Here is a 21,954-nt window from a genome sequence, read left to right on the forward strand (position 1 = left end):
GATCGCCGCGGAACCGTGCGCCGCGACGCCGGTTCGCCCTTGCACGACGATCAGCGTTGATGGGGGTGACGGGCATGGACGATCGCGAACACGGGGTGCACAGCCCTTGGGCGTTGCCGGCGGGCGGCTGGAAGGCCGTCCTCAAACGGACCTGGGCGGAGACCGGCCGCGACAATGTCGGCCTGATCGCTGCCGGTGTCGCCTTCTACGGGTTTCTGGCGCTGGTGCCGCTGCTCGGCGTCACCGTGCTGAGCTACGGCCTGATCGCCGATCAGCAGACCGTGATCGCCGACGTCAACCGGCTGGCGGCGGTGATGCCCGCCGATGCCGCGACGCTGGTCGGCGAGCAATTGATGAACGTCGTCAAATCGTCGGACGGCAAGAAGGGCTTCGGGCTGCTGCTCGCGCTGGCGCTGGCGCTGTTCGGTGCGCGCAACGGCGCCGGCGCGGTGATCACCGCGCTCAACATCGCCTATGAGGAAGAGGAGAAGCGCGGCTTCATCCGGGTCAATCTGCTCGCGCTCGGCATCACCGCGGCGGCGGTGATCGTCGCTCTGGTCGCCGCGCTGGTGATCGCGGCACTCGCCAAGCTCGAGGCGCTGCTGCCGGGGGCACCGGGCGTCGTCGTGGTCGGCGGCAAGCTCGCCTCGTACCTGCTGCTGCTCGTCGCCGGCTCGGCCGCGGCGGCGGCGCTCTACCGCTTCGGGCCGTCGCGGGCACGGGCGCGCTGGACCTGGCTGACGCCGGGCTCGCTGTTCGCCGCGGGCGGGTGGCTGCTGCTCAGCCTGGGCTTCGGCCTCTACGTCGCCAATTTCGGTAATTACAACGCGACCTACGGCTCGTTGAGCGCGGTGGTGGTGATGCTGACCTGGTTCTACCTGTCTGCCTATATTCTGGTCTTCGGCGCCGAGCTGAACGCCGAGCTGGAACATCAGACGGCCGCAGATACCACCACCGGCGTCGCCCGGCCGCTGGGCAGTCGCGGCTCGTGGGTGGCGGATCACGTCGCCGGCGACGGCGCGGCGCGCGGCGTGCGTGACGACGGCGAGGCGGCGTTGCCCGCCGATCGCGATGGCCATGCCGCCGCCGCGGATTTCGCGGCAAGCCGCGCGGCGGCGCGGGCGGGGCAGGTCGCGGGGCTTGGCAAGGCCGGGCTGATCACCAGCGCCTCGGCGACGCTCGGCCTGCGCCTGTTGCGCAAGCGGGGGCAGGCGCGGACCGGCGTCGCCGTGCTCGGCGCCAGCGCGCTGGCCGCGTGGCTGACGCGGGAGCGGGCGCAGGTGCAGGCGGTGTTGTTCGATCTCGACGGGACGCTGGTCGACAGCAACGATTTCCACGTCGCGGCGTGGCACGCCGCCTTCGCCGAAGCCGGGCATGGCGTCGATTGCGACGCGATCCGCGGCCAGATCGGCAAGGGCGGCGATTTGCTCGTGCCCGCGTTGCTGCCGGCGCTGGCGCCAAAGGATCGCGAACGGCTGGCGGCGCGACAAGGCGAGCTGTTCAAGGCGCGCTATCGCGACCGCGTCCGTCCGTTTCCCGGTGCAGCCGAACTCGTCCGGCGTGTCGCGGCGAGCGGGCGCAGGGTGGTGCTCGCCTCGTCGGCGAGCAGCGAGGATCTGGCGCATTACCAGCGCCTCCTCGCCATCGCCGACGTGGTGGATGCGACGGTGTCGAAGGACGACGTCGCCACCAGCAAGCCGGCGGGCGACATCTTCGCCGCGGCACTGGCCAAGGCGGGCGTCGCACCGAGGGGTGCGATCGTGATCGGCGATACGCCCTATGACATCACTGCGGCGCAACGCTGCGGCGTGGCCGCGGTGGCGGTCCGCTCCGGCGGTTTCGACGAGGCGGCGCTGCGTGGCGCGGTGGCACGCTACGACGATGTCGCTGCCTTGCTGCGACGGTTTGCGGCGTCGCCACTGAACCGCTGACCGCGCCGTCTGCAAACGGTAGCACCTCATCTCCCTATCTGCTACAGACTCGCAATAGCAGATAGGGAGATGGCAGATGGTGACCGGTGGGATCGAAGCGCAACGGCGGTCTGACGACGATATCCGACCGATGATGAGCGGTGCGGGCACCCAGTTGATGCTGGTGGCGGCGATGCTCCTCATCATCGCTGCCCTGTTCCGATGGCGCGAGAACGGCTGGGGGGCGGCCGTTTGGCTGGCGATGGTCGTCGCGATGACCGCGATCCGCCTGCCGCACGCGACCCGCAACCGCAGCAACCGCGTCGTTACGGTGCGCAAGGGGCGGGACGAGGTGCTGCTGCTTACCGGCATGTTCGCGACGATGATGCTGCTGCCGCTGCTGCACCTCGCCACCGGACTGTTCGCCTTCGCCGATTATCGCCTGCCCGACTGGGCGACGGCGATCGGCGCACTCGCACTGCTGCCGATGCTCTGGCTCTTCTGGCGCAGCCACGCCGATCTCGGTCGCAACTGGAGCCCGGGACTTGAAGTGCGGGACGGACATGATCTCGTCACCGGCGGCGTCTACGCGCGATGGCGGCACCCGATGTACGTGGCGATCTGGCTGGCCGTGCTGGCGCAGCCGTTGCTGATCCACAATGGCGTCGGCGGGATGCTTGCCATACCCGCTTTCGCCGCGATGTGGTGGCTGCGCGTGCCGCAGGAGGAAGCGATGCTGCGCGAGCGGTTCGGCGAGGCGTATGACGCTTATTGCGCGCGGGTGGGACGGCTGTGGCCGCGGGTGCGGTCATGACCGTGCCCTCGACCGTGGTCGCCCGGGCCGCGCGCTGCTGGCGCGCGGCGCGCGACCGGCGCGAGCCGGTGCAGCAGCGGCTTCACGCGCTGCTCGCGCCGCTCGGCTATGACATGCTGGCGCCGGTGATCGACAGCGTCATGACCCTGGGGGAGGCGTGTCTCGGCCGGCCGCTTTGCCGCGGATGTCCGTTCGGGCCGGATGGCGACGAGGCCTTGCTGTGCCGGCTGATCGCCGATCCGCGACGTCTGCAGCGGCTGGCGCCGTGCATGACGGCGCGGCGCGATCCGACGGCACGCGCGATCTTCGCCGGAGCGCTCGCCTCGACCGTGGTGATGATGGAGATGGCTTGACCAGCAACGGTGGCGGGGAATGCCGGATTTCACCAAAAGCCGCTCTCGTAAGGTGCGCAAAACGCGCCCTATTTTCACGATTGAGCGGGCGGCTTGGTCCGGACGGGCTCTTCATAGCACGGTCCGTTCCAGGAAAAAATGCTCATTCCGGCACCCTACAATCGATGCAACTCGCGTTCCGTCTCTCGACGGGACCACGCCCCTGGCATGGCAGGCTCCCAGCCAGCCTTCCGGAGACGACCGAGCGCCTGCGATACAGTGACGTCCATGGCGAAGGCGATCTCGGAAAGCGTGATGATCTCGCGGGCTCGCTGCTCGACGTCAGCGACCTGATAAAGCTGCGTCGTTCTACCGGAAACCGGAAGGCCCTTCAGGACGCGTGTACCCGTTGCGCTGATGTTCAGGGTGGCCAATGCCTCGCGCTGGACCATCGACGGGGAGAAACGAAAGTGCGGGAACGACGCCCGATCGAAATGGAGATCCTCGAGCCCCTTCGCCAAGGACCTCGGAACCTGGATGCGATCGACCAGCAGAGCGTCACCGCCCTGCAGCATGTAGTCGACCTTGCCCGCCAGCAGCGCCTCGAACATCGGTCCCCAGGGCTTCTGACGTCCGCCGACCGCAAGCAGCGCGTATCTGAGGGTGACCGGATCGCGTACGGCGGGACAGGCTCCAGCCTCGACCCGACTCAGGAAGTCAGCCGCCCCTGCTGACGAAATTCTGGGCGCGGCATCCGGCAGGCTAGGCGCCGTGGCAGCGAGGACGTCGGTCACGATCAGCTGTTCGACGCCATGGAACGACAGGCCATGACGACTGGCGAACGCCTGTACCTCGATGCCGTCATGCCACCCCTCGGCCAGCGCCGAAAGTTCGGTTCGGTCGAATGCAGGCATCATGCGATCACCGAACGGCTTCTGGTGAGGCGTGATGGCAGCTGCCTGCCAGAAGCCCATCAGCGTATCCGGGGTCATCCGACCTTCCCTGGCTGCGAGGTGGATGCCAATGAGATCATCGTCGCGCCGCAGTGAGGAGCGTGTCTGTTTCGGCGTAGTCCGGTCGACGCCGAGGCTGCGGTACGCCGAACCGAGACGTCTCCACGTGTAGAATGTGACGTCAGGGGCAGGCACAAGGTCATCGAACCCTGACGGCCACATCCTTACGGCGCGACAGGCTGCATGCATCGCGGTGCAAGCGGCCATGTCCAAGCCCGGCTTGTCGCCATCGGACGCCCGATCGCCGAGCAGAGCGTTCATGACGCCGACTATTACTTCGTAGATTCGGCCACGATCGGCTACGGCCAGCGTCGGCGGAAGCGCGCATCCCTTCGCGCGCTCCTCCTCGGACGTGCCGACGAGACGCAGCAGCAGCGACAGATCCTCCTGCATGATTTCCGGTACCGGGTGCGGCTCCAGAGCGGCCAGCGGCTCGCCGCACCTGTCACAGCATTCGACCGGAGCAAGCGTGCGCGTCCAACCCTGGATCACGCCCTTCTCACCTTCGCAGTGACACCGATCCTTTAGCAGGTCCCAGCCGTGCAGGCAGAAGGGGATATCCCGGAGTTCCCAGAGGGCCAGATGCACCGGCCGAACCGCCAGAGACGTCGGAGAGAAGCGCCTCACGTTGGTTTCGATACGCGCCGTATGCATCCGCGTCCCGAAGAACGAGACATGGCGGGCGTCGAGCGGTTCGTAGCGGCGAAGCCGGATCTCGTCTTCCGTCGTCCGAATCGCATAGGCCAGATCGGCCGTAACGACATTCGGGTCCTCCGATACCAGGACACGGTTGCGATTGGCGAGGCCGAGGTACCGCAGCACGCCCCAGCTGTTAGGTACGAAGTTACCTGCGCAGGCCCTCGCCACGACGCTCCTCAGCGACTCTCCCTCCGCCGGCGTCGTCGAAGAGAAGAGCCTCCGCTTGATCGCTGCCGACGACGTCCGATCCAGAACTACGCCGCTGCGCGGCGGGAGCTGGGCATGCGCCCGCCGGAGGAACTCCCCGGCGGGCGTACGGACCGGATCGATGTCGGCCACGAGCGATCAGGCCCCTTCGAACGGATTGGACTTGGCGAAGCCGAGTTCGATCGACCACTGATCCACGGCGGTCCGGAGATCGGCGATGGTGATGACGCCGCGGTGGTCGCGGGTCGCCTCGCGCAGCGCCATGAGCATCACGCGCATCACCTGCCCCACGATGCCGTCGCAGACCTCGCCGAGCGCGATCGCCACGTCCTCCTTATCCAAGCCGGCGGGCGCCGCAACGATGCCGTCAGACACCATGCGAGCGTCGAGAGCCTCCAGGAACCCGCACCAGAGATCCCAGTCCTCGTCATCGTTCACGTCGAGCGGACCCATCCGGCACGGCGAGAACAGGCGACCGGACAGTTCCCTATCGGCTCCGACGATGGGAACCGCCTCCTCCGTTCCAAGCAGCACGATCGGAACCTTGCCGGTGTCAAGCATGATCTTCAGTTCCGCAGTGATCTCGCTGCCGAAGCCGGTCTTGCGGCCACCGTGATGCGTCTCGTCGATCACCAGCAGCTCCACCCCCGCCGCGTCCATGGCAACCATCGCCCGACGGCGCAGGGTGTGTTCGGTGCCCGACATGGCGAAGCCGTCACCGAGTTCCGACATGATGGACACGTAGAGGTCACGTGCGGACCCGCTCGTGCCGAGCCGGGCATGGACCACCGGCAGCGTTCCCGGTGCGCATTCCGACAGCAGCATCGCCTTGTACTGAGCCGCGGCGGTGGACTTGCCGCAGCCGGTGCGCTCGAAGATGGTGACCCCGAGCTGCTGCTCGCCGCGCATGTCCAGGCCGAGCAGGCGCAGTTCCTCGAATTCGGCCATGGCCTCGATCTGACGGGGATACGGCAGGCGGATCCGCATCAGCTGGGACATGGCGCGCGCCACCTTGGCGGAACGGGACCCGATCGGGCTGGCGCGGAAGCGGCGAAATGCGTCCCGCATCTCTTCCGACAGGGCGACCTGCCCCTCCTCGGCATCCTGAACGACCGGCAGTTCCGCCGGATCATGGTCGATGGACGTGAGCGGGTTCAGATCGCTCGGGACCGCTTCCCCAAAGGCCGTGTCGGCCGGGGTCCCTCCGATCGGCATGCCGGCGTCGCGCGTATCGCGGCGGGTCTTGTCGTGCCGCAGCTCACGGCGGGGCTTGTGTCCCGCCGAGGCCCGGCCGGGCTTCTGCGAAGCATTCTTTCCAACGGAATACGACATCATACGTCTCCCCAATTGAGGCGGGTGGAACGGGCGCGTCGTGGCGCTCGCTGGTCGGCCATGTCGGCCGACTGGCGTGGAGATCCGGCGTCGCGCGGATCTTCGTCTCGGGAAATCTGCCTGCGGCTGGAACGCCGGTGAGCTGGCGCTGGCGCAGTCGATGGCGCCTTGCGCTTCATCCGCTCCGGCTCGTTCGTCGACTTCGAAGCCGAACGCGGCGTCCTGATGGCCGCGTCCTTGCGGATCGGCGCAGCGGACTCGTTCAGTGCCGGGGCGAACCGTTCGGGCGGTGGCGGCGGGAACCGCCCGACGGGTTCGTCCACAACCTCGACGTACTGTCCGAACGTATGCCTCACGCGGGGATTGTCGATCGCCTTGGCGAGGGTAGAGCGTTCGCGTTCCGCGGCCGCAGCGTCGACGTTCGCGATCTCCTCGAACAGCCTCGCCCTGACGACCGCCTGCTGCTTGGGCGTGCAATACTCCATCGCCTCGCGCTCGGCGAACTCCAGGCATCGCTCATGCAGCCATAGTGGCATCCCGTCGGCAGCGGGATCGGTGCAGTGGAACGTGACCCATTCGGCGCCGGTCTTCGCGTGCGGATTCCAGACCTGCATGCGCCCGATGTTCTCGTCGTCGACACGGATCTTGACCGCGAACGACAGTTTCCTGCGGTCGTCACGGGTACGCCGCTTCTGCTTCGGGGTGATGTCGCCGGCGGGCACACGACGAGCCGACTCGAAGTCCTGGATCACCTCCTTCATCTTCTGCGCACCGGCCGTGTAACGCCGATAGAACTTCTCGATCCCGGCAGGCGTCAGCGTCACGTTCTCGTCGTAGACCCGGCCGATCTCCCGGGCGAACCTGTCCACGTCCTCGATGACGGGTAGCTTCCGGTGGCCGAGTTCCTTTTTCCACACCAGGGCAGGCTGACGCTGGTCCAGTGCTTTATTCCGGGTGACGTTATAGGTCATCACCGCAAGCGCGAGCAGGCGTCGTCCGGTCTGGATCGAGCAGAGAACATGACGTTTCGGATCGAAGCCATAGAGGCGCATCCGGGCTATGTCGTAGCTGGCATCCTCCATGTGATTGAACACGAGATCGAGGAACGTTCCGATCACTCGCTCCATGTGGCTCTTGTCGCGCGGCATGTCGGCGCCGACGAAGCGAGTACCGATGTATGCGTCGGCAAGGTTGTCTTCGGCTGACCGTCCATGCTGGGCCATCGAATTGTCGAAACCGATGCGATCGGAGCGCAGCCGCAGCCACGGCAGGTTCTCGTCGATCTCGAGCAGGTGTTCGGGCACGTCCTTGGGGGAGTTGGCGCTGAGCACGGTACGCAGCAGCGTCGCGGTCGAGCCGGCGCCAGGGCTGAGATCATACCCCGGAACGACGCGCGTCTTGTCCTCCAGCATCAGCGTCAAGACGGCGTCGCCGATGGGAATTCCGGTCTCGCCGTCGACGAAGAACACCTTGGGTACGGGCGTGTCGTCGATCCAGCACAGGGCCCCGACATGGGTCGGCAGGTCACTGACGCCGCCGCCACCGTAGCGAGCATAGCCGGCCCGCGTCGTTGTTTTCAGTTCGTAGCTCTTCTTGTTCTGCAGCTCCCGGCACAGCCGCCAGAACGACGTGTACGAGATGGCGGTGTAGGGGCGCTCGGGGCGAGGGTATTCTGCAGGGATGTTTCCGATCTCCACGCTATCGCTGTCTGGATCGACGAGAAGGAAGCGACTGGGTTGCCCACCCTCGTTGATCCTCGTGATCTCCGCGTCGTAGCGGTCATAGTTCTTGCGCACGTCGCCACGCACGCTGGTCGCCCGGATCGACCAGTACCGCAGAATCTCGAGCGGGTGCTCGAGCTTGCGCACCTTGGGCATCCTGCCGGTCATCGAGATGCCGTCGCGCTCCTTGCGCCGTCCGGACTCGCCGCGCTCGCGCAGCCACTCGCGCAATGCGGACGGCGACATCGCCCGGGCGCCGGGCAACGAGGAGATGGCCTCATCGCTGAGCGCCTCGGTCATGAATTCGGTCAGCTTCCGATCCGACTTGCTACACGGTGCCGAATCATAGCGGCGCAGGATCGCCGTCCGGAACGTGCAGGACGAATCGACCTTGCGTGCCTGCCGTGCGTCCCATTCCTGCTGACGCGCGTACTCACGCGCCGCGGTTCCGAGCGGCCTGTTACGGACGACGAACCGGTTTTCACGCATCAGCGCACCGATCTCGTCGCAGGACGGCTTGCGAGGAAAGCCGTTTCGGTCAGCCACCATGAAGTCGGGCTTCGACGATCCGGCGGGCGCGCGGAGCGTCACCGCCCCATCCGGATCCACCCGCTCGAAGAAGTAGGGAACGCCGTCGATCTCGACCGGATCGCCCGCCTCGATGGCTACATTCCAGCTCGTGCTCATATCGCTCGCCTACTGATCACAGCCGGATCTCCGATGGATCCAGGCGCACGCGCACAGGGGTCAGTCGCGCATTGCCGCCCAGTCGGCTGTCCAGATCGGTGACGAACAGGCCGCGAGCCAGAAGGCACTCGATCGCGGCATACGCATCTAGGGGATCGCCAGGGGCAAGCTGCTCGCCCAGCTGGTCCCACGCGACGGGGCTGCCGCGACCGACCACCCTCAAGGCGACGTTTTCCTGGAACGGAGAGAGCAAGAGACCGCGGCGGCTGAAGATGCCTTCGACATTCCGCCTGCGGAGCCTGGGTTCGATGCCGAAGACGTCCTCGTCATAGAGAACGCGAAACCGCCAGCCGCAGCGGCGCGAGACCTCTTTCACATCCGCGAGCCTGTCCCGGAGGTCGGCATCCAGATCAGCCGGGCTGCGCTTTACCTCGATCAGCTCGATCGTCCCGTCGACGAACTGCCGCAGCGCGTCGGGCCGGTATCTGAACACATCGCCGGGACGCGAAATCTCGAACTGCCCCGGGTGGCACTGATAGTCCCCGACGTGACCATCAACCTCGTTCCAATAGGCGAGGAACTCCTCGCCTTTGCCTTCCCCGAGCTGCGTCAGTCCCGTCTTGCGGGATGTGAAGCGGAAACGGGAGTGCTTGGATCCGCGCGTGATGACCGGACGCTGATGGCCGCCGTGCTGAAAGACGGTGAACCGCGCGATCCGCGTCCCGAACCTTATCGTCTCCACGCCATCGAGGACGCGCTGGAAAAGGCGACGAGAAGGCCGCACCGACGTATCGGTGCGGTTCGCAATCAGACCGGACGCGGACGCAACCATTGCATCGTCCTCAGACGTACCGATCCGGGCGGCTCCACCGACGAACGTCGCGACGCTCCGCTCCCGCCCGATCATGGCGGCGCGACCACGAGCGCGCCGGCGCCGCCGACCGTGCCCAGTCGACGTTCAGGGACGCTCCGAGTCGTGCCGAAGAGACGGGCTGCATCTCATGCAGCCACGCTGCGGAAACGTCGTCGGCCCGCTCCCCACAGCTACCGGGACTGAGATCCGACCGGATCACCCCATTGTCGATGCTGACGGCCACCTGCCGCGAGGCGATCTGGCATCCCAACGCGTCTGCAGCGGTGGTCACCGGCACGCCGGCTGCGAGGGCCGCACGGCCGAGCACGTCGGCGATGGTTTCGTGCCTTCCAGCATCGGCGAGAGACGAGCGCACCGCATGCAGGGCGGCGAAGGGTGCGCCTCGTTCGACCGCGCGGCACAGCCATGCGGCGTTGGACACCCGGTGAAAGTCCAGGTGTCTGTCAGTGATCAGTCCCCACAACAGACCGTGCGCGCGATAGGCTGCCCACGTGGTCTGCACGGAGCCGTCGAGAAGGCTGCCGGCCTTCTCCTGCTCGGTGCAGACCGTCACCGCCTGGATCTTCGTGCTACCACCCACCGTCACCTGGACCAGCAGATCGGGCGCGAGATCTCCGTCGATGCACGAGAGGACTTCCTCCGACCAGCCCGGGCCACCCTGTGCTAGTACGTCGTCCACCGACACTACATCACGGAGGCCCTGGTTCCACTCGAGATCCGCCACCGCGCTGACGAGCAGGGCCGACCGATGCACCAGCAGACGCCCCGTGTTCATGCCCCGGATGCGGAAGGAACCGTCGTTCTGTCTGATGTCGGACGGGAGGAGCGCGAGGTGCGAGGGGAGGTCCTCGACATACGGATGCACGAGGTTCTGCGCGGCAGTGGCGTTCATGAATTTTCTCCAGGCATGAGGGGTCATTCGCGCAACGGTGGGTCGCGCGTCGTCAGGTCGGACATTGGAACAGAACAGGAATCACGCTAACGCAGCGTGACAGGACTTAGTTTCAGGATGAGTTATATTTATCTTATCCTAAAAATCCTCTCGCCCATCGCGACGTAGAAATTCCGTGGCCCAGCCTTAGGCACGCGTGACGAAGCTGCGACAGATGTCCCTAGGGGGGAGCGGTGGCGAACGGCGGACAGGTCATTCGACACCGTCCTCCAGACGCTTCAGTTCCTTCCTTCCGGCAGTAGTGATGCTCCAGCGGCCCACGTCCTTGTGGTGAAGGACGAGAGGGGCACGATCCTCTGACGATGCTGCCATCTTGGCGAGAAGCGGCGATAGCGAGGTGCGCTCGATCTCGCTGGCGCCCGGGAAGCGCTCCTTTGAGATATTGATCATCTCGATGGCCATCAGTCCGTCCTCGCCCGCATCGGCCATGATGCGCAGCGACCGGTATTTCTGGGTCAGTTTCGGTCCCGTGGCCTTCTTCGATCCGGCTCTCTCGGAGCGCACCGACGTAGCGGTCGATGCATCGGTATCTGACACCGTGATCAGGACGGTACCGCCAGTGACCCTCGTCCGGATGCCGCGGAGGAATGCCATGTTCTCCTCACGCACGGCGATCCGAGCCGTCGCGTCAGCCAACAGCTTACGATCGTGATCATTCGCAGTCTCGAGGGCTGCGATCTCAGCATCGATATCGAGCGTGACCATGCCGGCGGGTGGTGAGGATTCGCGTGCCATGGAGGCTCAATGCATCAAAGCCTCACCTGTTGCAAGGTTTTATAGTTTTTCCTGAAGCGAAGGAGGATGAGAATGTCAGATGGTCAGCGAGAAGGCGACGCCATCGTCGACGCCGCGAAGGCGATCGTCGCCGAGACGAAGCGCATAGATACCAAGCTCAGCGAGATCGACGAGCATGTGCGGAAACGTAAGGAGGCAGTGCGCAGGCTGGCTGCCCTCACCGACGTCACGGTAGACGTCATGCCCGCCACCATGTCGATCGTCGCCTACGAGGACATCATGCTCCTCGAGATATACAAGGCTGGAGCCGCAGGAACGACGAGGTACCATCTCAAGCAGATCTGGAAGAGCAGGTTCGGCCGGGAAGGTGCCCCCAGCGCGCTCGACGACACGCTGAAGTCGCTCGTCGATCAGGGCAGGATCGTCGATCGAGGCGGCACCTGGGCGATACTCCCTGTCGAGACGCCGCTATCCGCGACGGGGGCGGCGGGCAGCATGAAGGACCGCGTCATACGCATTCTTGAGGCGAGGACGTCGGGCATCAGGCTGCAGTCGATCAGCGATGAACTTGCGAGGATCTACGGAACCGACGTGCCGGTCAATGTCATCAGCCCCCTGCTGAGCCGATTGAAGCGTGCGGGACTTATCGTGCATGAGAGCCATCGCTGGCGACTGATCGCTCCTGCACGGCGGGGCGACACCGAGACGTAGGACGCCATCGCCCGCGCCCCATCCGGAAAGCCTCATGCCCATATCCAGAAAATCCTAGGGACAAGGAGTCTTTTCTGGTTCTGCCTCGTTCTGCTGTCCGGACCCTCTGTGGTCCTCATCCAGAAACCGACGCCACTCCGGCGCCGCAGCAGCGGAGCTCTGCCGATGTACAATCATGCCCTCGAACGTGAGCTGAACGCCCACGATCGCTACCACTCCGCGCCCCTCTGCTGGTGGCGCACGCTTGCCGCCGAGGAGTTTGCCGAGAACGCCGACATCGTCGAGGCGGCGGTCGCTTCGATCGCCGCCGTCTCCCGTCTCGCGCCCGCCCGTCTGATCGACGAGCTTACGACCGCCATGGAAGAGGAGCGCGCCAGGGCCTGGAACGAGCTCGCCTTCTTCTACATGCAACTCGACGGGATGCAGCTCGGCCTCTGCGCGGAGATCGCCGGAAGCGCCGCGGCGCTCAGCGCCAACATCCTCGATCCGCTGGGACTGGTGACGCTGCTGAATCTTTTGTCCCAACCCTACACGACGATGAACCCCGCCGCTCGTCTCGCCACGGCCGCGACCTGGCTGGGGGAACGTGGCGTACTGCTCAACCGCACCACCATGGCGTCGGTCGAGTGGATGCCGGCATGGACGCCGAAGGACGCTACGGCCTTCGATGGCAGCGAGGGAGAGGAATGATGCGCGACTTCCCCCTCAAGCGCACCGCCAAGACTTCAAAAGGCTCATCCGCAAGCTCCGACATCGTCGTTGAGGGACAGCCGGTCGATGTCGCCTACCGCGTCCCGGCGGTGCAGCCCGCCGCAGCGGGACCGTGGCGGGCTGAGGCGGACAAGATCGCGTGGACCGATCCGCATACTGGGTACCCCTGCATCATCAGGCGCGAGCGGAACGGAGGCCATCTCGCCTTCTTCGTCGGCCTGCCGGAAAGTCATCCGCTGTACGGATGGGAAGCGAAGGCGATCCCGGCCAGTCTCGTCGACGTGCCTGGGGGTCTCGACTACTCGGCGCCGTGTGACCAGAACGGCCCGGAGGACCGGTCGATCTGCCATGTCCCCACGGGGTCGACCCACGACAACGTGTGGTGGCTCGGCACCAGATGCAACAGCATCACCGACCTCATCCCCGACAACCAGCAGCACGCGGCGAGGGCCCAGCGCCTCGGCATCGCGCAGGAATATCGTTCGGTTGGCGAGCTCTTCACCCGCTGCACCATCCTCGCGTCGAACCTCCAAGACCTCGAAGCCGAGGGAGATCGGCGATGATCGCGCAGAACATCGCGCATGACGGTGCCCTGGCCTGGGGCTGGTGGATGCGCGCGGTCGGCAGGCCGGACGGCGGAACGGTCATCGTCGACGAGCATGGGCGAGAATGGCGAAACATGCGCGAGGCGCTCTGGGCCGGCCGGCTCGGCATGAGCCTCGACAACCCCGTCATCGTCGAGGAGGGACTCGAACTGCTGCTCGCCGTGCTGGCATCCCGGTCGCGCGGCATCGTCGGCCCGGTCGAGATGTCGGCGGCGGCCTTTGGCAACGATCGGTTCTATCGGCTGTGGACGTACTGGATCCTGTCGACCGGGCTGGTCGAACTCGGAGACAAGATGCGCATCCCGTTCGACGCGAAGGTGAGCGCCGAAGGCGCCTCCGTCATCAGAATGCTCGTCGCGACCAGATCGCCTGAACTCGCCGCCGTCGCGATCGGCAAGGATGCGTTGAGGTTCTTCGGCGAGCAGGGATCGACGACCGAGTGCGATCGCGAGGCCTTCGATGCCGCCGAGGCCGCGCTCCGGCGCTTTCCGTACGCTATGGTGCGGGAGGACCGGTTCGGCCAGCACCTCGTCGCGCTGCTGCATCGCGATCTCGACGATCCCATCCCCATGGCCCGCACCATCTGGAGCTTTGCCTGCCCGGACGCCAACAGCCGCGACCGCCTGCACCGGTGGATGCACGACCGTCTCGATCGCTGGTCGCACTGGGGGGATCTGGTCGGGAAGAAGGGACCGCATGCCCTCACGCAGCACCTGCTGGCACTGATCGTCGTGGGCGACACCATGTCCACGCCGCCGGCCGGCCGACCGCAGACGGGAATGCCGCTCGCGATCCCGTACCGCCCGTGACGGCGCGTACCCGATGACCCGTCGTACCTTCGACGATCGCCGCGACGCTTCCGTCGCGGCGGTCACCCCCGGCCTCGCTTTCGATCCCCAGACTCCAAGTGCTGGCGGGCGCGTCGAGCTGCCGGCCGTTCTCGTCGGCGCTCTGGAGGCGACGGACACCAGCATCGAGGGATTACTGGATCGGCTCAGGCAGGGCTCGATCTGGCAAGACGAGGCCATTCGCTCTGCCGATCGTGAGATCGAGATACAGGCCTATCTGCCACCCGAAGGACTGCGGCGCATGATCCGCATCGGTCGAAGTATCTACTTCCATCATCCGCTCAGGATATTCCATGCTTTCGGCATGCTGCTGCCCGCGATCGACGTCGGCGACGGCGTCCCGCTGGCCCGCATCCTGACGCACGAGATGCTCGACACCATCCCGATCAGGGCCACCCGGATCACACCCCTGAACGCGATCACGACCATGCCGACCCTCGGCATCTGCATCCACGTCACCATGCCTATGGTCGAAGCCCCGCAACGGCATGTCCAACCGTAGCGCCTTCCAGGCGCCTCGGCGCCTGATGACGATCAGGCTATGGCGCGTAATACTGCTCTTGCCGTAGGCGTAGAACCCCTCCTACAGCGCCGGTGCGCCGCGAGGGCTGCGTTTCGTCGCCTCCTGCTCGACAAGGTCCGAGACCCGGCCTGCGGTACCCTCCGGCTGCGACAGCGAGATCGTACCTTCGCGCGCATTCACGTCGGCCGAGAGCCGGAAGACGCCGCCCTCGCCGAGACACGCTGCCTGACCACACCATCGCGCATGCAGGCCCTCGCCGTCGATGGTCCCGCTATCCCTGGACGGCGGACCGTACTTGCCCACCAGCAGCATGCGCCAGGCAGCGGGTTCGGTGCCTGCGGGCACGAGATAGGTGATGCTGCGGACCCGTGCACCGTCCGGCCATCCGAGCATGCGGATCATGACCTTGCCGCCCTTTCCGTCGTCGATGTCGGCGTTGTCCAGGACACTGCCGCCCTTCAGCGGCAGCCTGCCGCCGCGCAGGTTGACGGCCTGACGGACGCGATCCTCGAAGGTGACCGCGCGTGTCCGGCGCCTCACCGTCATGCCGCGCTCCTTCAGGACACGTTCCGCCTCGGCCTCGGTCATCCCGAGGCGGAAGCCGGCGAGATCGAAGGTGGCTGGGCTGCCCTTCGTCGTCTGCGTCGCGACCGCGTCCACGCCGATCCGGCCGGAGGCTGCCGGCTGCGCCGCCGCGAGGGCGAGCGCCATCAAGTGCATCATCGCTATTCCTTTCAGATGTCGATCTCGCCTGATTGCCGCAGCGAGCGGATGCGCAGCTGCGCCACGCCGCCGATGACGAGGTAGGCGATCAGGTAGGGGAGGCCGTGCTGTGCGAGCCCGATCGTCATCGCGACCGCCGTCAGCGCGCCCACAATGAAGGGCACGGTCCGGAGCGAGCACAGCACGGCGTAGAGGATCCAGGACGCGGTGGGGCGGACCATCGCCGCGATCGCGGTGGCGACGCACACCGCCGCACCGAGCGGATCGCTGTTGGTGAATAGCGTCACGACCATGCCCGGGGCGATCAGGAAGAAGCCGCCGAGGATGAAGATCGGGACGAAGGGTACCGTCTGTACCGGCACGCTCAGGCCCCGGAGGCCGGCGTCGATCCCTTCGTAGCGGCCGTCTCGGCCATCGCGTTCATGTGTCCAGCCTGATTTCCAGTCATCGTCGCCCTCCGTGATGGAAGGACGCCGCCCCAGGCGGCGGCATCCCGTGGAACGGGATGCCGGCCCCCTGAGCCGGGCGTTGGAAACCTGAATTGGAACAGGCGCGGAAACCTTTAACCGGGTGGTCTGGACATACGTCACCGCCACCCGGCCGAAGAGCTCTTCGACCGTCGCTGGTCTTTCGACCGACTTCCAATTTTCAGGGTTTCCACGCCCCGGCCCGAGAACTGCGTCCCGTGCACCGGTGAATATAGGTCGCTAGTTTCTGGATGGCGAAGGTTTTTTAGGATGGATCAGCTGGTAACCATCGGCACCCCGGCCTCTCCTGCGGAATATGGCCACATATTCCTGATCCTGGCGCTCGCGTCGGCCGGGCCGGTCCTGACTCTGCCCTCGCGCTTGCCCGTCGGCCTACCCGAGGGTGGCGACGAACGAGTATGGTGTACCGGCGGACGTCGCCTGCGCATCACCAGCACCACGCCACGCGAGCATGACGGCTCATGCCGCTCAAACAGACCTTGCCCTCGAAGAAATGGCGGAAGCACCGCGCAATGCATTCCTTCGCGCGATTGAATGGATGGTGGGGCGGTCACGCGAGGGCAACGTCCCCGTAGCCCACAGAACTCTGCGATGCCTGTTCAAACGGCTTAACCGTCAGCTTCCACGCCGATGCGTGGTGCCGGACGGCGGCGGGAGCTGACCTCTCCCGCGCATTGATCGCCTCCGACACTATGCTCCGCTACTGGCGGGATCACGCCCGCCCAGAAGATTGTCGATACCCATGGGTACGTAGCCGGGCCGGAGGCATCTGGCGGCTACCTGATGCTGGACGCGTGCTGGCGCGTGCGCCGCCGGACCGCCACCGCGCACGGGTAACCGGCATCCACGACGGCCCCGACCTGATCAACGTCAAGATCAGCGTACTCATGCTGCTCGCGCCCTGCTTGCCGTCTGCGACTTGTCCCACGCCCATGCAGACATGCCGTTCCGGCGGATGATCTCCGACGCACCCGGCAGGGGGCGGGGCTTCGTCGACGTCGGTGTCCGGACCGAGCCCCTCATGAGACAGCGTCATCGCGGCTGCCTGCCAGATCCTCGCCCGCCACCTGCATGCGGGCGGGGAGTGCCTCGGCGAACGGCGTACGCCAGCCCGGCGAAGGCAGGCCGGTCCGATCTCGCCCTCGTTCGCACATTTCGCGGCATCGCCCGCGCGCCCTTCCAGTCGCCGTGCCGCACACCCGTCGCCATCCACGAAAGCAGAGAACTCGGGAGAACGAGCTTGATCCAAGAAATTCTGATCGCCCTAACCTTGGCGCATGGTCCATCAGCCAAGGCTGTTCCAGCGCAGACGGGTGCCGGAGCGCAGCAGACGGAAGGCGTTGCCGACCCCCGCATAGTCCCGCTTCTCGTTCCTGCTGCGGTCGCCATGATCCGTGTACGATGCCCGCAGCACGACGTCGGCTCGACCGCCGGGACCATCTGCCAAGGCGGAGACGTGGCGATTTCCGGCCACGAGAGGAACCGCTCTGGTCATATCCGCACCACCGGCCAGTTCCTCCAGGAGCAAGGCCTGGAAATCGGAAAGTCGCCCGCCGGCACGACAGGCGCCCTCGATACGGACGGAGAAAAGGCTCGACGCTCCGGTGTTGCGAATCCGAACGAGAAGACGGTGTCCAGCGACGTCTACGCGGATGGGCGAGAGTGCGAGCCGACCAACTGTCTGGCCGTGCGCCGATCGCCCTACGAACAGGGCGGTGATCGCGCTGAAGAGAGCGACGAGCGCGACAGCGACGCTCGTGATGAGCGGCAGTATCCAAGGCGCCTCCTCGTTATCGCGCTCAACCTTCTTCTTCTCACCGTCAACATCGCCACCGTGATGCTGGTTGGCCTGCGGTGGGGGCGCTGCGCAACCCGCCTGTCGATCGCCGCGTGCGCAGCACTCACCCTCTGGTGGATGCATATTCTGCAGATCGTGTGAAATTCGCAGCGAGGTGGGGGCAGTGCAGGCATCAGCCGAGACCGTCACAAACGGAACAGCCAGAATGGCCAGCATGGGGCCTGCGAAGTGGAAGAATCTACGGTAACTATGCATCGACCTCGACTAGGCATCCGACCGTAAAGGATCTGTTGCATTCCCTGAGCCGGGAGGTTGTCCTGCGCGATCCCGCCGCTCAGCTGGTCCACCGACGACGTCGTCGTGGCGCATGCGATCACTACCCCAGCCTCCGCAAGCGCGTACATCTTCGCGCTTGTCGTACTCTACTCCGTCTGGAATCTTCCAACTGTAGGAACGGAATCGCGGTATTGCTATTCGTCGGTCATTGCACAAGATCGGCCAGAACGGACCGAACATACGTCGCTGCTCGGCGCATCCCGGCATTGGGCGCTCGTAGCCTACAGTTGCAATGGGATAGACCGTGTTCTGCTGTACGTGCATCGATCTGACCTGAGACCGCACACCCTCCGATCGTCGAATTAATTGTTTCGATACAGGATAGGCGTAGCGAAGCGGCATGGAAGTCAAAGCCGCCACGACCACTTCGCAATCCGGTGCGATCCTTCAGAAAGCCTTCGCAGGTAGCGCATCTTCATTCACGAAATTGCTACGCGGCGCCGCAGTCGGACCCGACACGGCGTCCGAGGGCGGCGGTTCCACCGTCTTTGAGGCTCGGAGCGCAGTAGCGAATTTCGATCTGTCGCTCCGCGCTGACGACCCTGCCTCAGCCTCCACATATGTTGGAGCGGCTCATCAGGTCAGCATCGTTCAGGGACTGCCTGCGGGTGTCTACGACTTCACGGCCATAACGCCCCGACAGATGTCGATCGTCGGCGGCGCGCTGATCGCCGGTGGGATCGTGCGGCCGGCTGGCATCGCGGGGGCGCTTGATCTTGCGGCTGAGGCCTCGACCACCGACACGCCGGTGAACTTCTTCGCCTATCTCCATCAGCAGGCCGGCGAGAACGAGAAGAGCGCCGGCGGGATGAGCGTGGCCTTCCAGCAGCGAAACGCCATCGCGACGCTGACCAGGCTGCAGAGCGCATCCGACATGCCCATCACCTTCGACCAGAACTATCCCACTGCGCCCAGAGCGCCGACTGCGGCGGAGATGGACTCGAAGATGAAGGATGCCATCGCCGCCTTCACCAAGGAGGCGTCGCTGACCCCGGCGCAGCGCATACGTCGCGACGTCCTCAAGGACATGAAGATCACGGAGAATGACATCAAGGCCATGCCGCAGGCGGAGCGGGACGCGGCCGAAAAGAAGATCGGCGAGGAGGTTCTGCGCCGCCTCGAGACGATCGGTGCCGCGCAGGACGCGGACGATCGCCAGGCCTGATAGAGCGATTCTCGGTCAGCGACTTCGCTCCGCACTTGCTACACAGTCCGAAACGGATAGAACAGCGCGGCGGTCGACGGGAGCGAGTCATGGTGATCTACGACGAGACTGCCGTTGCCATGCGGCTGTACCAGGAGCGTCGTCGGCGGGCGGAGGTGTTCAAGGGCGCGCGGCTATACGAACCCTCATGGGATCTGCTGCTCTTCCTTTTCATCCACAAGGACAGGAACGTGACGGTCGGCGAGGCCTGCATAGGGACGGGAGCTCCCCGGACGACGGGACTTCGGCACGTCGAGGAGATGAAGAGAACCGGATACGTCGAGTATCACGAGGTGCTCCATGACAAGCGTACGAACCATGTGGCTCTATCCGCGACCGGGACGTCGCTGATGAGCGAGTATCTCGCGACTTGCCGATAGGCTGGAGCCGTCAGCGGCGACCATAATGGGCTGGATCGTCCAGCTGTTGGATCGCCAGGGAGATGCTGCAGGCGACTAGCGAGGATACGGTGCCGTCGATCCCATCGGCCATCACGAGCGCCTGCATGAGCAGCAGACGGACCGTCGAAAGTCTCGGATCGACGCCGCGCCGGGCGGACTTCATCGCGTCTTCGGTCGGTAAGCCGTAAGCCATCGGGCTGCACTCCGGGCAATCGCCGGAAACCCTTATGTCGCATCGTAGTTAACACTTCAACAAAATTGAGGCGGCATTTTCCGACGAACATCTGCACGACACTCGTTCAGGCGCGCAACAACTCTACGACTATCGGGCTCCGCTCTCGAAACGTAAGTCCTCTTGCTGCGCGCCTTGGCCCGCTTCCTCGCCTGGTCGGCGACGAGCATGTCTGGCTGAGCGGTCGAATCGGACACAATACCCGACTCGTTAACGATCATGCCCTACACCGCAGACGGAAGGGGCAGACGTGACACACCATATTGAAGCGGCGCGGCTAGATGCACTTCATCAACTCGGGCTACTCGATACGCCGCCGAGTGAGAGCTTTGATCGCATTACTCGGATGGCAAGCCGCATATTCGATCTGCCCATCGCCGCCGTCTCGCTGACCGACCAGGACAGGCAGTGGTTCAAGTCACGCGTAGGCGTGGAGCATATATGCATCCCTCGCGACGGGGCGCCCTGCGCTGCGGTGGCCGAGTCGACTTGCCCACTGGTGATCGAGGATCTCCGTACCGATCCCCGCTTCGCGGACAGCGTCCTCGGTCGTGGAGGGGCCCGCTTCTACGCCGGCGTTCCGCTGGTGACGAAGGACGGCCATGGGCTGGGCGCGCTATGCGTCCTCGGCATGGAGCCTCGAAAGGCAACCGACGAGGAACTCGAGGCGCTTACCGATCTGGCCGCCATGGTCATGGCGCAGATTGAATTGCAGTACGCGTTCGGACGCATCGACCCGGTGAGCGGGCTACCCAACCGGAACCAGTTCCGCGACGATCTGGTCGATCTTGCTCGCGACAGGCCGGGCGAGCCGCGCTTCGCCGTCTTGGTCGATCTCGCCCGGGACGACCAGATCGGCAGGATCGTCCGTGCCCTCGGGGCGGAAAGGGTGGACGATCTGATCGTAGAAGCCGCCGCGGCCATGCGCCGGGCGCTGGGTCCGGATCGAACGCCCTACCATGTGGGCAACACGCAGTTCGCCTTCGTCTCTCTCTCGGGGGGAGACGAGGCATCATACGTCCGCCTTCTGGAAGCCTCGTTCGCCGAGCTGAGGTCGTCTTCCTCGGTCCGGTTCGTCACGAGCGTGGCGATCGGCGTCAGACCCTTCATGCTCGGCGAGGTCCCAGCCGACGACGTGCTACGCGGCGCCGCCACCGCCGCCCAGGACGCCAGGGGCGCCGATGGCATCGTGGCGATCTACTCTCCCGTCAACGATGCCGCTCAGCGCCGCCAATACATGATCGTGAAGGATCTGGCTGGCGCCTTGACTTCGGTCGACCAGCTCAGGCTGGTCTACCAGCCGCGCATCGACCTGAAGACCGGCAGCTGCATCGGCGCGGAAGCGCTTCTTCGCTGGCGGCATCCGACCGTGGGCGACATACCACCTGCCGAGTTCATCCCGATCGTCGAACAGACGTCGCTCGCGCGACCGATGACGCGATGGGTGATCGAAACCTCCCTCGATCAGCTGTCGAAATGGCGAGCCAGCGGGCTTGACCTGACGCTCTCCGTCAACATGTCCGCTGCCAATCTCAGCGAAGCAGATCTGCCGGAGCATCTCCAGGATAGCCTGCTGCGTCGGGGACTGGTCCCTGGCGACCTCGAACTGGAGCTGACGGAAAGCGCGATCATGCAGAGCCCTGAGCGGGCGCTCGAAGTCATCGGATCCCTCGCCGCGACGGGCGTCCGCCTGGCGATCGACGATTTCGGCACCGGACACAGCAGTCTCGCCTATCTGCAGCGCCTCCCCATGCACGTGGTAAAGATCGACCAATCCTTCGTCCGCCGCCTCGTCGCAGAGTCTCCGGCCGAGCGCGACCTGATGGAAACCATGGTGGGACTGGCGCACCGCCTCGGATACCGCGTCGTCGCGGAAGGCGTGGAGACCCTCGCGGCCGCTTCGCTGCTTCATTCCTTCGGATGCGAGGAGGTTCAAGGCTACCTATACTCCCCGCCGCTCGAAACCGACGCTTTCGATCGTTTTTTTAAACGCCATGGTTATTCATTTTTAGATGGCCGTGGCACGTCGCAAATGAGCAACGCCGGTTGATCGACGGAGCTGTCATACGGCCTTCCACAACGGCACCCTTGATGTCGA

General features: G+C 65.4%; 21 protein-coding genes. 12 read left to right on the forward strand and 9 right to left on the reverse strand.

Going from position 1 to position 21,954, the window contains the following annotated elements; all coding sequences use genetic code 11:
- The first annotated feature begins 74 nt into the window (after positions 1-74).
- The 3 genes from AC07U4_RS14315 (at position 75) to AC07U4_RS14325 (ending at position 3,077) form a co-directional block, all read left to right on the forward strand.
- Positions 75-1,931, forward strand: a complete 1,857-nt coding sequence (locus tag AC07U4_RS14315) for a YhjD/YihY/BrkB family envelope integrity protein (protein ID WP_495195807.1) — start codon at positions 75-77, stop codon at positions 1,929-1,931.
- Positions 1,932-2,007: 76 nt separating this feature from the next.
- Positions 2,008-2,724, forward strand: coding sequence for a protein-S-isoprenylcysteine O-methyltransferase (locus tag AC07U4_RS14320; RefSeq protein WP_495195808.1), 717 nt, complete (start codon positions 2,008-2,010; stop codon positions 2,722-2,724).
- The gene (locus AC07U4_RS14325) at positions 2,721-3,077 is read left to right on the forward strand and encodes a hypothetical protein (RefSeq protein WP_495195809.1); all 357 of its coding nucleotides are present in this window, start codon (positions 2,721-2,723) and stop codon (positions 3,075-3,077) included. The genes AC07U4_RS14320 and AC07U4_RS14325 overlap by 4 nt, the downstream gene beginning before the upstream one ends.
- Before the next feature lie 155 nt (positions 3,078-3,232).
- Here the strand turns inward: AC07U4_RS14325 and AC07U4_RS14330 are convergent, their stop codons facing one another.
- The 6 genes from AC07U4_RS14330 to AC07U4_RS14355 form a co-directional block, all read right to left on the reverse strand.
- Positions 3,233-5,107: a hypothetical protein gene (locus AC07U4_RS14330; RefSeq protein ID WP_495195810.1), complete on the reverse strand. Its 1,875-nt coding sequence runs from the start codon at positions 5,105-5,107 to the stop codon at positions 3,233-3,235.
- A 6-nt stretch (positions 5,108-5,113) separates the two neighbouring features.
- Positions 5,114-6,310 (reverse strand): TniB family NTP-binding protein, encoded by a 1,197-nt coding sequence (locus AC07U4_RS14335; protein WP_495195811.1) that lies wholly within the window; start codon positions 6,308-6,310, stop codon positions 5,114-5,116.
- Complete coding sequence (locus AC07U4_RS14340; protein ID WP_495195812.1) at positions 6,307-8,715, reverse strand: TnsB C-terminal domain-containing protein; 2,409 nt, start codon at positions 8,713-8,715, stop codon at positions 6,307-6,309. The genes AC07U4_RS14335 and AC07U4_RS14340 overlap by 4 nt, the downstream gene beginning before the upstream one ends.
- Positions 8,716-8,731: 16 nt before the next feature.
- A complete protein-coding gene (locus AC07U4_RS14345) occupies positions 8,732-9,547 on the reverse strand; it encodes a hypothetical protein (RefSeq protein ID WP_495195813.1) in 816 nt (271 codons plus the stop codon).
- 10 nt (positions 9,548-9,557) lie between these two features.
- On the reverse strand, positions 9,558-10,481 hold the full coding sequence (locus AC07U4_RS14350; RefSeq protein ID WP_495195814.1) for a hypothetical protein: 924 nt from the start codon (positions 10,479-10,481) through the stop codon (positions 9,558-9,560).
- A gap of 252 nt (positions 10,482-10,733) precedes the next feature.
- Positions 10,734-11,276: a hypothetical protein gene (locus AC07U4_RS14355; protein ID WP_495195815.1), complete on the reverse strand. Its 543-nt coding sequence runs from the start codon at positions 11,274-11,276 to the stop codon at positions 10,734-10,736.
- A gap of 72 nt (positions 11,277-11,348) precedes the next feature.
- Between AC07U4_RS14355 and AC07U4_RS14360 the strand changes: the two genes are divergently transcribed.
- The 5 genes from AC07U4_RS14360 to AC07U4_RS14380 all read left to right on the forward strand — a co-directional run bounded on the left by AC07U4_RS14360 (position 11,349) and on the right by AC07U4_RS14380 (position 14,653).
- Positions 11,349-11,987, forward strand: coding sequence for a hypothetical protein (locus AC07U4_RS14360; protein ID WP_495195816.1), 639 nt, complete (start codon positions 11,349-11,351; stop codon positions 11,985-11,987).
- A gap of 165 nt (positions 11,988-12,152) precedes the next feature.
- On the forward strand, positions 12,153-12,677 hold the full coding sequence (locus AC07U4_RS14365) for a hypothetical protein (RefSeq protein WP_495195817.1): 525 nt from the start codon (positions 12,153-12,155) through the stop codon (positions 12,675-12,677).
- The gene (locus AC07U4_RS14370) at positions 12,677-13,261 is read left to right on the forward strand and encodes a hypothetical protein (RefSeq protein ID WP_495195818.1); all 585 of its coding nucleotides are present in this window, start codon (positions 12,677-12,679) and stop codon (positions 13,259-13,261) included. Before AC07U4_RS14365 ends, AC07U4_RS14370 begins: the two co-directional genes overlap by 1 nt.
- Positions 13,258-14,112 carry a hypothetical protein gene (locus AC07U4_RS14375; RefSeq protein ID WP_495195819.1) on the forward strand — a complete coding sequence of 285 codons (855 nt, stop codon included), beginning with the start codon at positions 13,258-13,260 and terminating at the stop codon, positions 14,110-14,112. Before AC07U4_RS14370 ends, AC07U4_RS14375 begins: the two co-directional genes overlap by 4 nt.
- Before the next feature lie 13 nt (positions 14,113-14,125).
- Positions 14,126-14,653, forward strand: coding sequence for a hypothetical protein (locus tag AC07U4_RS14380; RefSeq protein ID WP_495195820.1), 528 nt, complete (start codon positions 14,126-14,128; stop codon positions 14,651-14,653).
- A gap of 81 nt (positions 14,654-14,734) precedes the next feature.
- Here AC07U4_RS14380 and AC07U4_RS14385 read toward each other — a convergent pair whose 3' ends face one another.
- On the reverse strand, positions 14,735-15,385 hold the full coding sequence (locus AC07U4_RS14385; protein WP_495195821.1) for a hypothetical protein: 651 nt from the start codon (positions 15,383-15,385) through the stop codon (positions 14,735-14,737).
- Between the two features lie 23 nt (positions 15,386-15,408).
- Entirely contained in the window at positions 15,409-15,993 is a 585-nt protein-coding gene (locus AC07U4_RS14390) for a hypothetical protein (protein ID WP_495195822.1), read from the reverse strand.
- 1,132 nt (positions 15,994-17,125) lie between these two features.
- Here AC07U4_RS14390 and AC07U4_RS14395 point away from each other — a divergent pair.
- The 3 genes from AC07U4_RS14395 (at position 17,126) to AC07U4_RS14405 (ending at position 19,603) form a co-directional block, all read left to right on the forward strand.
- Positions 17,126-17,824, forward strand: a complete 699-nt coding sequence (locus AC07U4_RS14395; protein WP_495195823.1) for a hypothetical protein — start codon at positions 17,126-17,128, stop codon at positions 17,822-17,824.
- A gap of 535 nt (positions 17,825-18,359) precedes the next feature.
- Positions 18,360-19,184 carry a hypothetical protein gene (locus tag AC07U4_RS14400; RefSeq protein ID WP_495195824.1) on the forward strand — a complete coding sequence of 275 codons (825 nt, stop codon included), beginning with the start codon at positions 18,360-18,362 and terminating at the stop codon, positions 19,182-19,184.
- 89 nt (positions 19,185-19,273) lie between these two features.
- Positions 19,274-19,603, forward strand: a complete 330-nt coding sequence (locus AC07U4_RS14405; protein ID WP_495195825.1) for a MarR family transcriptional regulator — start codon at positions 19,274-19,276, stop codon at positions 19,601-19,603.
- A 10-nt stretch (positions 19,604-19,613) separates the two neighbouring features.
- On the opposite strand, the gene AC07U4_RS14410 is transcribed toward AC07U4_RS14405, so the two are convergent.
- A complete protein-coding gene (locus AC07U4_RS14410; RefSeq protein WP_495195826.1) occupies positions 19,614-19,817 on the reverse strand; it encodes a hypothetical protein in 204 nt (67 codons plus the stop codon).
- 289 nt (positions 19,818-20,106) lie between these two features.
- Here AC07U4_RS14410 and AC07U4_RS14415 point away from each other — a divergent pair, with 289 nt between their 5' ends.
- Positions 20,107-21,906, forward strand: a complete 1,800-nt coding sequence (locus tag AC07U4_RS14415; RefSeq protein ID WP_495195827.1) for a putative bifunctional diguanylate cyclase/phosphodiesterase — start codon at positions 20,107-20,109, stop codon at positions 21,904-21,906.
- Positions 21,907-21,954 lie beyond the last annotated feature (48 nt).

The sequence above is a fragment of the Sphingomonas sp. GW821-FHT02B09 genome, from assembly GCF_059421875.1.

Bases quoted from the DNA above. Each gene is read 5' to 3' on its own strand.
- AC07U4_RS14355 (WP_495195815.1), bottom strand. From the start codon at position 11,276: ATGGCACGCGAATCCTCACCACCCGCCGGCATGGTCACGCTCGATATC.
- AC07U4_RS14380 (WP_495195820.1), top strand. From the start codon at position 14,126: ATGACCCGTCGTACCTTCGACGATCGCCGCGACGCTTCCGTCGCGGCG.
- AC07U4_RS14350 (WP_495195814.1), bottom strand. From the start codon at position 10,481: ATGAACGCCACTGCCGCGCAGAACCTCGTGCATCCGTATGTCGAGGAC.
- AC07U4_RS14320 (WP_495195808.1), top strand. From the start codon at position 2,008: ATGGTGACCGGTGGGATCGAAGCGCAACGGCGGTCTGACGACGATATC.
- AC07U4_RS14405 (WP_495195825.1), top strand. From the start codon at position 19,274: ATGGTGATCTACGACGAGACTGCCGTTGCCATGCGGCTGTACCAGGAG.
- AC07U4_RS14385 (WP_495195821.1), bottom strand. From the start codon at position 15,385: ATGGCGCTCGCCCTCGCGGCGGCGCAGCCGGCAGCCTCCGGCCGGATC.
- AC07U4_RS14360 (WP_495195816.1), top strand. From the start codon at position 11,349: ATGTCAGATGGTCAGCGAGAAGGCGACGCCATCGTCGACGCCGCGAAG.
- AC07U4_RS14345 (WP_495195813.1), bottom strand. From the start codon at position 9,547: ATGGTTGCGTCCGCGTCCGGTCTGATTGCGAACCGCACCGATACGTCG.
- AC07U4_RS14315 (WP_495195807.1), top strand. From the start codon at position 75: ATGGACGATCGCGAACACGGGGTGCACAGCCCTTGGGCGTTGCCGGCG.
- AC07U4_RS14325 (WP_495195809.1), top strand. From the start codon at position 2,721: ATGACCGTGCCCTCGACCGTGGTCGCCCGGGCCGCGCGCTGCTGGCGC.
- AC07U4_RS14365 (WP_495195817.1), top strand. From the start codon at position 12,153: ATGTACAATCATGCCCTCGAACGTGAGCTGAACGCCCACGATCGCTAC.
- AC07U4_RS14410 (WP_495195826.1), bottom strand. From the start codon at position 19,817: ATGGCTTACGGCTTACCGACCGAAGACGCGATGAAGTCCGCCCGGCGC.
- AC07U4_RS14340 (WP_495195812.1), bottom strand. From the start codon at position 8,715: ATGAGCACGAGCTGGAATGTAGCCATCGAGGCGGGCGATCCGGTCGAG.
- AC07U4_RS14400 (WP_495195824.1), top strand. From the start codon at position 18,360: ATGGAAGTCAAAGCCGCCACGACCACTTCGCAATCCGGTGCGATCCTT.
- AC07U4_RS14375 (WP_495195819.1), top strand. From the start codon at position 13,258: ATGATCGCGCAGAACATCGCGCATGACGGTGCCCTGGCCTGGGGCTGG.
- AC07U4_RS14370 (WP_495195818.1), top strand. From the start codon at position 12,677: ATGCGCGACTTCCCCCTCAAGCGCACCGCCAAGACTTCAAAAGGCTCA.
- AC07U4_RS14335 (WP_495195811.1), bottom strand. From the start codon at position 6,310: ATGATGTCGTATTCCGTTGGAAAGAATGCTTCGCAGAAGCCCGGCCGG.